Raw genomic sequence first — 11,445 nt, 5'->3', positions numbered from 1 at the left:
CCCCGTTGCGTACGGGGTGACCGCCCTTCGGTGTTCTCCGGCGCCTTCCTCCTCCGGTGCCGTCAGGGGGTGGTGAGCGTCCACTCGCCGTCGGACGTCACGTACAGGGTCTGGACGTCGGACAGGCCGAGCCGGAGCTGGGCGGTCCCCCTGCCCTCGGCGACGATGCGGCCGGTGGTGACGTCACTGGCCCTCGGCTCACGCAGGACGAACGGGCCGTCGCCGTGGTGCTCGAAGACGGCGGAGTGGTGGCCGAACCGGTTGAGCAGGACCTCGGAGGAGCTGCCGAACACCGCTCCGTGCAGGGTGCGCGCGGCGTCGGCGGACAGCAGGGCGGCCCGCCAGGGGCCTTCGGTGACGATGTCGAGGGTGAGGGCGTTGTCGACGGAGGTGGAAACGGGCACCCGGACGGCGCCCGGGCCGGCCTCGCGGTACGCCAGTTGGACGCTCTGGGGCCGGCGGGCGGTGCCGGTGCGGGCGTGCACGAGGAAGCCGTCGGGGGAGTCGCCCTCGAAGGCCAGGAGGTAGGAGCCCTTCCAGCCGTGGGTCTTGGGGAGGCGGAAGGTGGTCGGGCCGCTGCCGTGGCTCCACAGGGCGGGGTCGACGGGCGGAGGGCCGTAACGGGGCGGTGGCGGCGCTTCGGCCGGGGCGGCCGTGCGGGCCGCTGCTTCGGCGCCGGCCTGTGCTTCGGCTCGCCGTCGACGCCGGTCCGCGGCGAGGGCCAACCGGTCCAGGGCGGTGTGCCCGCCCGCCAGGATCTGCAGCACGCGACCGGGCTCGGCCCGCTTGGCGTCGTCGTAGGCGTCGAGTGCCGCACGCCAGTCGTGTCGTTCGGCGGCGGGGCCGTCGGCGTCCACTGGCTGCCGGGCGAGCCGCTCGCCGTACTCCGTGATGGCCGACTCGGCGCCCGGCCCGCCCGACGGCTGCTGCTGCACCGGAGGCAGCGGCGCGGCGTCCGGGGCGGTGGCGCGAAGGGCGGGCCGACCGCGCAGCCGGAGGGGCAGGGCGACCGCGCAGCCGACCAGAGCGGTGTACGCGTACGGGGCGACGGCGGTCCAGCTCACCACCAGGGCGATCGACGCGAGGACCGCCAGGACCGCCAGGTGCCTTCGGACCAGGCTGGTGGTGTCGGCGGGGCGGGTCACGTGTTCTTCCTCGGCGACGGCGGGCCGAGCAGGGCCCGGTGGACACGGATCAGGGCCTTGGTGCCGACGGCGAGGACCGCCGGGACGTCGGAGTCCGGCACCCGGTGGGCCAGGGCGAGGGCGTCGACCACGACGGCGTAGTCGTCCACGACGGCCCGCGGTGTGTCCGGGTGGGCGGCGATGGGTGCGTACTCGGCGGCGATCGTGCCGTACTCAAGGAGGGTGAGACGGACTTCGACGCCGAGATCGGTCGGGGTGGTCCTGCCGGGCGTGGGCAGGGCGCGGTCGTCCGTGGCCATGGCGGGCCTCCGGTTCTTCGTCGGCTGGACGGGTGCTGACGTGTAGTGTCCATGCGGGCGAAACCCGGTGACAGGAGCTGCCCCAGAAGGCGTGGGGCCCCGTTCGTTGCCGAGGCCCGGCATCCGTCGACACCGGCGGTGGTCCCGTGCGACGGGTCGTGGCACCGGGTGCGGCGGACGGGACGCGAGGGGACTCCGGGAGCCCGGCAGGTTCCCGTCCGCCCCTCCGGGGGCGGGGCCGGGTCGGCCGAACGGGGAGGTGGGGCGGCGCACCCGTCCCTCCTGCGTCCCCCGCCGCGGGACCGTCACCACCGCCCCCGTAGGGGGGGCGCTCGCACCCCCGTCCGGCCCCGCGTTCCCGCACATCGGCCGGGCGCCCGCTCGCGTGGGCATTTGTTTTGACCGGAGTCCGTACGGTAGGTACGCTCATGCCTTGTGCCTGGGGTGTGCCTTGGCTCCCGTGCGTGTCCTCAACCGCACGACGGGTCATGCATCGGTCACCGCGATCCGCGCTCTTCCCTGCTTTTGGCAGGAGCGCGCGAGATTCGACACACCCGACCGCGTGGGTCGGTGAATGTTCCAGGTTAGTTTGACGACGGCACACAGAAACCGGAGAAGTAGTGCCTACGATCCAGCAGCTGGTCCGTAAGGGCCGGCAGGACAAGGTCGAGAAGAACAAGACGCCCGCACTCGAGGGTTCCCCTCAGCGTCGTGGCGTCTGCACGCGTGTGTTCACGACCACCCCGAAGAAGCCGAACTCGGCCCTCCGTAAGGTCGCGCGTGTGCGTCTGACCTCGGGCATCGAGGTCACGGCCTACATCCCGGGTGAGGGTCACAACCTGCAGGAGCACTCCATCGTGCTCGTGCGCGGTGGCCGTGTGAAGGACCTGCCGGGTGTTCGCTACAAGATCATCCGCGGTTCCCTCGACACGCAGGGCGTCAAGAACCGTAAGCAGGCTCGCAGCCGCTACGGCGCCAAGAAGGAGAAGTAAGAATGCCTCGTAAGGGCCCCGCCCCGAAGCGCCCGGTCATCATCGACCCGGTCTACAGCTCTCCTCTTGTCACCTCGCTGATCAACAAGATCCTGCTGGACGGCAAGCGTTCCACCGCCGAGCGCATCGTGTACGGCGCCATGGAGGGTCTTCGCGAGAAGACCGGCCAGGACCCGGTCATCACGCTGAAGCGCGCTCTCGAGAACGTCAAGCCGGCCCTCGAGGTCAAGTCCCGCCGTGTCGGTGGCGCCACCTACCAGGTGCCGATCGAGGTCAAGCCGGGCCGCGCGTCCACGCTGGCCCTCCGCTGGCTCGTCGGTTACTCCCGCGCCCGTCGCGAGAAGACCATGACCGAGCGCCTCATGAACGAGCTGCTGGACGCCTCGAACGGCCTCGGCGCTGCGGTCAAGAAGCGCGAGGACACGCACAAGATGGCCGAGTCCAACAAGGCCTTCGCGCACTACCGCTGGTAGTCGCAACCCACATCGAGACCGAGAGAAGACTGAAGCCTTATGGCTACCACTTCGCTTGACCTGGCCAAGGTGCGCAACATCGGCATCATGGCCCACATCGACGCGGGCAAGACGACCACCACCGAGCGGATCCTGTTCTACACCGGCGTTTCGTACAAGATCGGTGAAGTCCACGACGGCGCTGCCACGATGGACTGGATGGAGCAGGAGCAGGAGCGCGGCATCACGATCACGTCCGCCGCGACGACCTGCCACTGGCCGCTCGAGAATGTCGATCACACGATCAACATCATCGACACGCCGGGCCACGTCGACTTCACCGTCGAGGTGGAGCGTTCGCTGCGCGTGCTCGACGGTGCTGTCACCGTGTTCGACGGTGTGGCCGGTGTCGAGCCCCAGTCCGAGACCGTTTGGCGTCAGGCGGACCGCTACGGCGTCCCGCGCATCTGCTTCGTCAACAAGCTCGACCGCACGGGTGCCGAGTTCCTCCGCTGCGTCGACATGATCGTGGACCGCCTCGGCGCCGTCCCGATCGTCATGCAGCTCCCGATCGGCGCCGAGATGGACTTCCAGGGCGTCATCGACCTGGTCCGCATGAAGGCGCTTGTCTGGTCCGCCGAGGCCAGCAAGGGTGAGATGTACGACGTCGTCGACATCCCGGCGGACAAGCTCGAGCTGGCCGAGGAGTACCGCGGCAAGCTCGTCGAGACCGTCGCGGAGAACGACGAGGAGCTCATGGAGCTCTTCCTCGAGGGCGTCGAGCCCACCGAGGAGCAGCTGTACGCGGCTGTCCGTCGTATCACCATCGCCTCGGGCAAGGGCAACGGCGAGAAGACGGTCACCCCCGTCTTCTGCGGCACCGCGTTCAAGAACAAGGGCGTCCAGCCCCTGCTCGACGCCGTCGTGCGCTACCTCCCCTCGCCCCTGGACGTCGAGGCCATCGAGGGCCACGACGTCAAGGACCCCGAGGTCGTCGTCAAGCGCAAGCCGTCCGACGACGAGCCGCTGTCGGCCCTCGCGTTCAAGATCGCGAGCGACCCGCACCTCGGCAAGCTCACCTTCGTCCGGATCTACTCCGGTCGCCTGGAGGCCGGCACCGCGGTGCTGAACTCCGTCAAGGGCAAGAAGGAGCGCATCGGCAAGATCTACCGCATGCACGCCAACAAGCGTGAGGAGATCGACTCGGTGGGCGCCGGCGACATCGTCGCCGTCATGGGCCTGAAGCAGACCACCACCGGTGAGACGCTGTGCGACGACAAGAAGCCGGTCATCCTGGAGTCCATGGACTTCCCGGCGCCGGTCATCCAGGTCGCCATCGAGCCCAAGTCCAAGGGTGACCAGGAGAAGCTGGGTGTCGCCATCCAGCGTCTCGCGGAGGAGGACCCCTCCTTCCAGGTCCACTCGGACGAGGAGACCGGCCAGACCATCATCGGTGGCATGGGCGAGCTCCACCTCGACATCCTCGTCGACCGCATGCGTCGCGAGTTCAAGGTCGAGGCGAACGTCGGCAAGCCGCAGGTCGCGTACCGCGAGACGATCCGCAAGGCCGTCGAGCGCGTGGACTTCACCCACAAGAAGCAGACCGGTGGTACCGGTCAGTTCGCCAAGGTGCAGATCGCGATCGAGCCCATCGAGGGTGGCGACGCCTCCTACGAGTTCGTGAACAAGGTCACCGGTGGCCGCATCCCGAAGGAGTACATCCCTTCGGTCGACGCGGGTGCGCAGGAGGCCATGCAGTTCGGCATCCTGGCCGGCTACGAGATGACCGGCGTTCGCGTCATCCTTCTCGACGGTGCCTACCACGAGGTCGACTCCTCCGAGCTCGCGTTCAAGATCGCCGGTTCGCAGGCCTTCAAGGAGGCCGCGCGCAAGGCTTCTCCCGTCATCCTTGAGCCGATGATGGCCGTTGAGGTCGTCACGCCCGAGGACTACATGGGCGAGGTCATCGGTGACATCAACTCCCGCCGTGGCCAGATCCAGGCCATGGAGGAGCGCAGCGGCGCCCGCGTCGTGAAGGGCCTCGTGCCGCTCTCGGAGATGTTCGGCTACGTCGGAGACCTCCGCAGCAAGACCTCGGGTCGCGCAAGCTACTCGATGCAGTTCGACTCCTACGCCGAGGTTCCGCGGAACGTCGCCGAGGAGATCATCGCGAAGGCCAAGGGCGAGTAACTCTCCCGAGTTCACGCTTTAGGCTTGACACCAGTCACCGGGGCCCGGCCCCCGAAACCCGAGGAATCGGGCCCCGGTTTACTGGCATCCCAGCAAAGATCACCTGGCGCCGATGAAGCAAGGCGTTCAGAACCACTCCAGGAGGACCCCAGTGGCGAAGGCGAAGTTCGAGCGGACTAAGCCGCACGTCAACATCGGCACCATCGGTCACATTGACCACGGTAAGACGACCCTCACGGCCGCCATTACCAAGGTGCTGCACGACGCGTACCCGGAGCTCAACGAGGCCTCGGCGTTCGACCAGATCGACAAGGCTCCCGAGGAGCGCCAGCGCGGTATCACCATCTCGATCGCGCACGTCGAGTACCAGACCGAGTCGCGTCACTACGCCCACGTCGACTGCCCCGGTCACGCGGACTACATCAAGAACATGATCACGGGTGCGGCGCAGATGGACGGCGCCATCCTCGTTGTCGCCGCCACCGACGGCCCGATGCCGCAGACCAAGGAGCACGTGCTCCTGGCCCGCCAGGTCGGCGTTCCGTACATCGTCGTCGCCCTGAACAAGGCCGACATGGTGGACGACGAGGAGATCCTGGAGCTCGTCGAGCTCGAGGTCCGTGAGCTCCTCTCCGAGTACGAGTTCCCGGGCGACGACCTGCCGGTCGTCCGCGTCTCGGCGCTCAAGGCCCTCGAGGGCGACAAGGAGTGGGGCGAGAAGCTCCTCGGCCTCATGCACGCGGTGGACGAGGCCATCCCGCAGCCCGAGCGTGACGTCGACAAGCCGTTCCTGATGCCGATCGAGGACGTCTTCACGATCACCGGTCGTGGCACCGTCGTCACCGGCCGCATCGAGCGTGGTGTCCTCAAGGTCAACGAGACCGTCGACATCATCGGCATCAAGACCGAGAAGACCACCACCACGGTCACCGGCATCGAGATGTTCCGCAAGCTGCTCGACGAGGGCCAGGCCGGTGAGAACGTCGGTCTGCTCCTCCGTGGCATCAAGCGCGAGGACGTCGAGCGCGGCCAGGTCATCATCAAGCCGGGTTCGGTCACGCCGCACACCAGCTTCGAGGCCCAGGCCTACATCCTGTCGAAGGACGAGGGTGGCCGTCACACCCCGTTCTTCAACAACTACCGCCCGCAGTTCTACTTCCGTACCACGGACGTGACTGGCGTCGTGACCCTCCCCGAGGGTACCGAGATGGTCATGCCGGGCGACAACACCTCCATGTCCGTCGAGCTGATCCAGCCCGTCGCCATGGAGGAGGGCCTCAAGTTCGCCATCCGTGAGGGTGGCCGGACCGTCGGCGCCGGCCAGGTCACCAAGATCAACGCCTGATCTTGAACCGACCTGGTGGCTCCTAGGAGCTGCTGAGCAGTAAGGGAAGGCCCCGCACCCTCGGTGCGGGGCCTTCTCGCATGTCGGGGCCTGGCTCGCCGAGGTGCGGCACGCGTTCTGCCCGGTCCTCGACGAGGGCTGCGCGAGCAGCGGCGGTGACGCACGCACCGCGCCCGGGCGACGGCACCTGACCGAGCGGGCCGAGGTCCGGGATGGCGGGGGCGCGTCGGCGACGGGGCGAACGAGGGGCGTGCGGGTCGCGAATGCGCGCCCCGGCGCATGGTCGTACGTGACGTGGGGTACAGTCTTGGACCCCGATTGGCGGCCGGAAGGCCCCGTATGGCAGACTGTCGGGGTTGCTCGGTTGAGTGCCGATGCTGCGCGCCTCCCGTCGGGAGGACCGGAAGCGAGTCCCACAGTACTCGTCGCCCCTCATCAGGGGCGGACGTACGGGAATCTTCTGGGAAGCGTCAGCGGGGTGCCGGCCAGGCGCCCGGTGGGTGTTCAACCCCCGGCCTGCGGTCATGGCGACCGCGCCCCCTTGGTTGGGAGATCCCTAGGGATTTCTGCGTAGAGGGAGCGCGACACGCCCGACCGCGTGGGTCGGAGGAGGATCGCAAACCGACCGGGTTCCAGAGCGTTATACGAGACAAAGGACTACTAGTAGCCATGGCGGGACAGAAGATCCGCATCCGGCTCAAGGCCTACGACCACGAGGTCATCGACTCCTCGGCGAAGAAGATCGTCGAGACGGTGACTCGCACTGGTGCGTCGGTCGCGGGCCCGGTGCCGCTGCCCACTGAGAAGAACGTGTACTGCGTCATCAAGTCGCCGCACAAGTACAAGGACTCGCGCGAGCACTTCGAGATGCGCACGCACAAGCGCCTCATCGACATCCTCGACCCCACGCCGAAGACGGTTGACTCGCTCATGCGTCTCGACCTGCCGGCGGGCGTCGACATCGAGATCAAGCTCTGAGGTGACGCGCGAGATGGCTAAGAACATCAAGGGCATCCTGGGCGAGAAGCTCGGCATGACGCAGGTCTGGGACGAGAACAACCGGGTCGTCCCGGTGACCGTCGTCAAGGCCGGTCCGAATGTCGTGACCCAGGTCCGTACGAACGACGTCGACGGCTACGAGTCGGTCCAGATCGCCTTCGGCGAGATCGACCCGCGCAAGGTGAACAAGCCCCTCAAGGGTCACTTCGCCAAGGCCGACGTCACCCCGCGCCGCCACCTGGTGGAGCTCCGCACCGCTGACGCCTCCGAGTACACGCTCGGCCAGGAGATCACCGCCGAGGTCTTCGAGGCCGGCGTGAAGGTCGACGTCACCGGCAAGAGCAAGGGCAAGGGCTTCGCCGGTGCGATGAAGCGCCACAACTTCCGTGGTGGCAAGGCTTCGCACGGTGCCCACCGCGTGCACCGCAAGCCCGGTTCGATCGGTGGCTGCGCCACCCCGGGCCGTGTCTTCAAGGGCATGCGCATGGCCGGTCGCATGGGCAACGAGCGTGTGACCACCCAGAACCTGACCGTCCACGCCGTTGACGCCGAGAAGGGTCTGCTGCTCATCAAGGGCGCCGTCCCCGGCCCCAACGGTGGCCTCGTCCTGGTCCGCACCGCGGCCAAGGGGGTTTGAGGAACCGATGAGCACCATTGACATCCTTTCGCCGGCAGGCGACAAGGCCGGGACCGTCGAGCTCCCCGAGGAGATCTTCGGCGCCAAGGTCAGCATCCCGCTGATCCACCAGGTCGTCGTCGCGCAGCTGGCCGCGGCCCGTCAGGGCACGCACAAGACCAAGACCCGTGGCGAAGTCCGCGGTGGTGGCAAGAAGCCTTACCGCCAGAAGGGCACCGGCCGCGCCCGTCAGGGTTCGACCCGCGCCCCGCAGTTCGCCGGTGGTGGCGTCGTGCACGGCCCCGTGCCGCGTGACTACTCGCAGCGGACCCCGAAGAAGATGAAGGCCGCCGCCCTCCGCGGTGCCCTCTCGGACCGGGCGAACCACTCCCGCATCCACGTCGTCACCGGCGTGGTCGAGGGCGAGGTCTCCACCAAGGCCGCGAAGACGCTGTTCGGCAAGATCTCGGAGCGCAAGAACCTGCTCCTGGTCGTCGAGCGCTCCGACGAGGCCGCGTGGCTGTCCGCCCGTAACCTGCCCCAGGTGCACATCCTGGAGCCGGGCCAGCTCAACACGTACGACGTGATCGTCTCCGACGACGTGGTCTTCACCCAGGCCGCCCTCGAGTCCTTCGTGTCTGGCCCCAAGGCCGTTGAGACCGAAGGGAGCGAGGCCTGATGTCCGAGGCCACGATCACGAGCAAGACCTTCACGGACCCGCGCGACGTCCTCGTCAAGCCGGTTGTCTCCGAGAAGAGCTACGCGCTGCTCGACGAGAACAAGTACACGTTCATCGTCGCGCCGGGCGCCAACAAGACCCAGATCAAGCAGGCCGTCGAGGCGGTCTTCTCGGTCAAGGTCACCGGGGTCAACACGATCAACCGGCAGGGCAAGCGCAAGCGCACCCGCACCGGTTTCGGCAAGCGCGCCAACACCAAGCGCGCCATCGTGACCCTTGCCGAGGGCAACCGTATCGACATCTTCGGCGGCCCGACCGCCTGACGGCGGTCGAGTCGTCCGGAATCGGACGAGGACTGAGAAATGGGAATCCGCAAGTACAAGCCGACTACGCCGGGCCGCCGTGGCTCCTCCGTAGCCGACTTCGTCGAGATCACGCGGTCCACGCCGGAGAAGTCGCTGGTCCGCCCCCTGCACAGCAAGGGCGGCCGTAACAACACCGGTCGTGTGACCGTCCGTCACCAGGGCGGTGGCCACAAGCGCGCCTACCGCGTGATCGACTTCCGTCGTCACGACAAGGACGGCGTGCCGGCCAAGGTCGCTCACATCGAGTACGACCCCAACCGCACCGCGCGCATCGCGCTCCTCCACTACGTGGACGGCGAGAAGCGCTACATCATCGCCCCCAAGGGTCTGACCCAGGGCGACCGCGTCGAGAACGGCCCCGGCGCGGACATCAAGCCCGGCAACAACCTGGCGCTCCGCAACATCCCGGTCGGTACCACGATCCACGCGATCGAGCTCCGTCCCGGTGGCGGCGCCAAGTTCGCCCGCTCGGCCGGTGCCTCCGTGCAGCTGCTGGCGAAGGAGGGCACCATGGCCCACCTCCGCATGCCGTCCGGTGAGATCCGTCTCGTCGACGCCCGCTGCCGCGCCACCATCGGCGAGGTCGGCAACGCCGAGCAGTCGAACATCAACTGGGGCAAGGCCGGCCGCAAGCGCTGGCTGGGCGTTCGCCCGACCGTCCGCGGTGTGGCGATGAACCCGGTCGACCACCCGCACGGTGGTGGTGAGGGCAAGACCTCCGGTGGTCGCCACCCGGTCTCCCCGTGGGGTCAGAAGGAGGGTCGTACGCGTTCGCCCAAGAAGGCTTCGAACAAGTACATCGTCCGCCGCCGCAAGACGAACAAGAAGCGCTAGGAGCGGGTTTAGATGCCGCGCAGTCTCAAGAAGGGACCCTTCGTCGACGGCCACCTCGTCAAGAAGGTGGACGCCCAGAACGAAGCCGGTACCAAGAACGTCATCAAGACCTGGTCCCGTCGCTCGATGATCATCCCGGCCATGCTCGGCCACACGATCGCGGTGCACAACGGCAAGACCCACATTCCGGTGTTTGTCACCGAGTCGATGGTCGGCCACAAGCTCGGCGAGTTCTCGCCGACGCGCACCTTCCGGGGTCACGTGAAGGACGACCGGAAGTCGAAGCGCCGCTAGTAGCGGGGTGGAATGACCATGACAGACACTGGAAGGACAACCATGGAAGCCAGGGCCCAGGCGCGGTACATCCGCGTCACGCCCATGAAGGCCCGCCGCGTGGTGGACCTTATCCGTGGCATGGACGCCACGGAGGCTCAGGCGGTCCTGCGTTTCGCCCCGCAGGCCGCGAGCGTGCCGGTCGGCAAGGTGCTGGACAGCGCCATTGCCAACGCCGCGCACAACTACGACCACAGTGACGCCTCTTCGCTGTACATCAGCGAGGCGTACGTGGATGAGGGCCCGACCCTGAAGCGGTTCCGTCCGCGCGCCCAGGGCCGTGCCTACCGGATCCGTAAGCGGACCAGCCACATCACCGTGGTCGTCAGCAGCAAGGAAGGAACCCGGTAATGGGCCAGAAGGTTAACCCGCATGGGTTCCGGCTCGGCATCACCACGGACTTCAAGTCCCGCTGGTACGCCGACAAGCTGTACAAGGACTACGTCAAGGAAGACGTCGCCATCCGTCGGATGATGACGTCCGGCATGGAGCGCGCCGGCATCTCGAAGGTTGAGATCGAGCGCACCCGTGACCGCGTGCGGGTGGACATCCACACCGCGCGTCCCGGCATCGTCATCGGCCGCCGTGGCGCCGAGGCCGACCGCATCCGCGGCGACCTCGAGAAGCTCACGGGCAAGCAGGTCCAGCTGAACATCCTCGAGGTCAAGAACCCCGAGATGGACGCGCAGCTGGTCGCCCAGGCCGTTGCCGAGCAGCTCTCCTCCCGCGTTTCCTTCCGTCGTGCCATGCGCAAGAGCATGCAGGGCACGATGAAGGCCGGCGCCAAGGGCATCAAGATCCAGTGCGGCGGTCGTCTCGGCGGCGCCGAGATGTCCCGCTCGGAGTTCTACCGCGAGGGCCGCGTGCCCCTGCACACGCTCCGCGCGAACGTCGACTACGGCTTCTTCGAGGCCAAGACGACCTTCGGCCGCATCGGCGTGAAGGTCTGGATCTACAAGGGCGACGTCAAGAACATCGCCGAGGTCCGCGCCGAGAACGCTGCGGCCCGTGCGGGTAACCGCCCGGCCCGTGGTGCCGGCGCTGGCGACCGCCCGGCCCGTGGTGGCCGCGGTGGCGAGCGTGGCGGCCGCGGCCGCAAGCCGCAGCAGCAGTCCGCGCCGGCTGCCGAGGCCCCCAAGGCCGAGGCTCCCGCCGCCGCTGCCGCTCCGGCTGAGAGCACCGGAACGGAGGCCTGA

14 protein-coding genes are annotated in these 11,445 nt (G+C 67.9%); 12 read left to right on the top strand and 2 right to left on the bottom strand.

Annotation, left to right across the window (positions count from 1 at the left end):
• Nucleotides 1-62: 62 nt before the first annotated feature.
• Together ACFW2Y_RS20515 and ACFW2Y_RS20510 are read right to left on the bottom strand one after the other, a co-directional pair.
• A complete protein-coding gene (locus ACFW2Y_RS20515; RefSeq protein WP_384880968.1) occupies nucleotides 63-1,145 on the bottom strand; it encodes a hypothetical protein in 1,083 nt (360 codons plus the stop codon).
• Entirely contained in the window at nucleotides 1,142-1,444 is a 303-nt protein-coding gene (locus tag ACFW2Y_RS20510) for a hypothetical protein (RefSeq protein WP_384880966.1), read from the bottom strand. Before ACFW2Y_RS20510 ends, ACFW2Y_RS20515 begins: the two co-directional genes overlap by 4 nt.
• A 620-nt stretch (nucleotides 1,445-2,064) precedes the next feature.
• On the opposite strand from ACFW2Y_RS20510, the gene rpsL reads away from it, so the two are divergent.
• From rpsL to rpsC, 12 genes are all read left to right on the top strand, one after another.
• On the top strand, nucleotides 2,065-2,436 hold the full coding sequence (gene rpsL / locus ACFW2Y_RS20505) for a 30S ribosomal protein S12 (RefSeq protein WP_003948652.1): 372 nt from the start codon (nucleotides 2,065-2,067) through the stop codon (nucleotides 2,434-2,436).
• Between the two features lie 2 nt (nucleotides 2,437-2,438).
• Nucleotides 2,439-2,909 (top strand): 30S ribosomal protein S7, encoded by a 471-nt coding sequence (gene rpsG / locus ACFW2Y_RS20500; RefSeq protein ID WP_015035567.1) that lies wholly within the window; start codon nucleotides 2,439-2,441, stop codon nucleotides 2,907-2,909.
• 39 nt (nucleotides 2,910-2,948) lie between these two features.
• Nucleotides 2,949-5,078 (top strand): elongation factor G, encoded by a 2,130-nt coding sequence (fusA, locus tag ACFW2Y_RS20495; protein WP_384880963.1) that lies wholly within the window; start codon nucleotides 2,949-2,951, stop codon nucleotides 5,076-5,078.
• Between the two features lie 151 nt (nucleotides 5,079-5,229).
• Nucleotides 5,230-6,423: an elongation factor Tu gene (gene tuf, locus ACFW2Y_RS20490; protein WP_384880960.1), complete on the top strand. Its 1,194-nt coding sequence runs from the start codon at nucleotides 5,230-5,232 to the stop codon at nucleotides 6,421-6,423.
• A 669-nt stretch (nucleotides 6,424-7,092) separates the two neighbouring features.
• Nucleotides 7,093-7,401: a 30S ribosomal protein S10 gene (gene rpsJ, locus ACFW2Y_RS20485; RefSeq protein WP_003948644.1), complete on the top strand. Its 309-nt coding sequence runs from the start codon at nucleotides 7,093-7,095 to the stop codon at nucleotides 7,399-7,401.
• 13 nt (nucleotides 7,402-7,414) lie between these two features.
• Nucleotides 7,415-8,059, top strand: a complete 645-nt coding sequence (rplC, locus tag ACFW2Y_RS20480) for a 50S ribosomal protein L3 (RefSeq protein ID WP_030687820.1) — start codon at nucleotides 7,415-7,417, stop codon at nucleotides 8,057-8,059.
• A gap of 7 nt (nucleotides 8,060-8,066) precedes the next feature.
• Complete coding sequence (gene rplD, locus ACFW2Y_RS20475; protein ID WP_384880957.1) at nucleotides 8,067-8,717, top strand: 50S ribosomal protein L4; 651 nt, start codon at nucleotides 8,067-8,069, stop codon at nucleotides 8,715-8,717.
• Entirely contained in the window at nucleotides 8,717-9,040 is a 324-nt protein-coding gene (rplW, locus tag ACFW2Y_RS20470) for a 50S ribosomal protein L23 (protein ID WP_265864044.1), read from the top strand. Before rplD ends, rplW begins: the two co-directional genes overlap by 1 nt.
• A 39-nt stretch (nucleotides 9,041-9,079) precedes the next feature.
• On the top strand, nucleotides 9,080-9,916 hold the full coding sequence (gene rplB, locus ACFW2Y_RS20465; RefSeq protein ID WP_030208986.1) for a 50S ribosomal protein L2: 837 nt from the start codon (nucleotides 9,080-9,082) through the stop codon (nucleotides 9,914-9,916).
• A gap of 12 nt (nucleotides 9,917-9,928) precedes the next feature.
• Nucleotides 9,929-10,210: a 30S ribosomal protein S19 gene (gene rpsS, locus ACFW2Y_RS20460; protein ID WP_015035577.1), complete on the top strand. Its 282-nt coding sequence runs from the start codon at nucleotides 9,929-9,931 to the stop codon at nucleotides 10,208-10,210.
• Between the two features lie 42 nt (nucleotides 10,211-10,252).
• Nucleotides 10,253-10,600, top strand: coding sequence for a 50S ribosomal protein L22 (gene rplV, locus ACFW2Y_RS20455; RefSeq protein WP_030208989.1), 348 nt, complete (start codon nucleotides 10,253-10,255; stop codon nucleotides 10,598-10,600).
• Entirely contained in the window at nucleotides 10,600-11,445 is an 846-nt protein-coding gene (rpsC, locus tag ACFW2Y_RS20450; RefSeq protein WP_384880955.1) for a 30S ribosomal protein S3, read from the top strand. Before rplV ends, rpsC begins: the two co-directional genes overlap by 1 nt.

Source organism: Streptomyces sp. NPDC058877, assembly GCF_042742855.1.
Classification (GTDB): Bacteria; Actinomycetota; Actinomycetes; order Streptomycetales; family Streptomycetaceae; genus Streptomyces.
Note: the sequence above shows the minus strand (reverse complement) of the source record. Positions and strands in the feature narration are given on the sequence as shown.

Coding starts and splice junctions, on each gene's coding strand:
- ACFW2Y_RS20510 (WP_384880966.1), bottom strand. CDS start 1,444: ATGGCCACGGACGACCGCGCCCTGCCCACGCCCGGCAGGACCACCCCG.
- rpsG (WP_015035567.1), top strand. CDS start 2,439: ATGCCTCGTAAGGGCCCCGCCCCGAAGCGCCCGGTCATCATCGACCCG.
- fusA (WP_384880963.1), top strand. CDS start 2,949: ATGGCTACCACTTCGCTTGACCTGGCCAAGGTGCGCAACATCGGCATC.
- rpsJ (WP_003948644.1), top strand. CDS start 7,093: ATGGCGGGACAGAAGATCCGCATCCGGCTCAAGGCCTACGACCACGAG.
- rplC (WP_030687820.1), top strand. CDS start 7,415: ATGGCTAAGAACATCAAGGGCATCCTGGGCGAGAAGCTCGGCATGACG.
- rplD (WP_384880957.1), top strand. CDS start 8,067: ATGAGCACCATTGACATCCTTTCGCCGGCAGGCGACAAGGCCGGGACC.
- rplW (WP_265864044.1), top strand. CDS start 8,717: ATGTCCGAGGCCACGATCACGAGCAAGACCTTCACGGACCCGCGCGAC.
- rplB (WP_030208986.1), top strand. CDS start 9,080: ATGGGAATCCGCAAGTACAAGCCGACTACGCCGGGCCGCCGTGGCTCC.
- rpsS (WP_015035577.1), top strand. CDS start 9,929: ATGCCGCGCAGTCTCAAGAAGGGACCCTTCGTCGACGGCCACCTCGTC.
- rplV (WP_030208989.1), top strand. CDS start 10,253: ATGGAAGCCAGGGCCCAGGCGCGGTACATCCGCGTCACGCCCATGAAG.
- rpsC (WP_384880955.1), top strand. CDS start 10,600: ATGGGCCAGAAGGTTAACCCGCATGGGTTCCGGCTCGGCATCACCACG.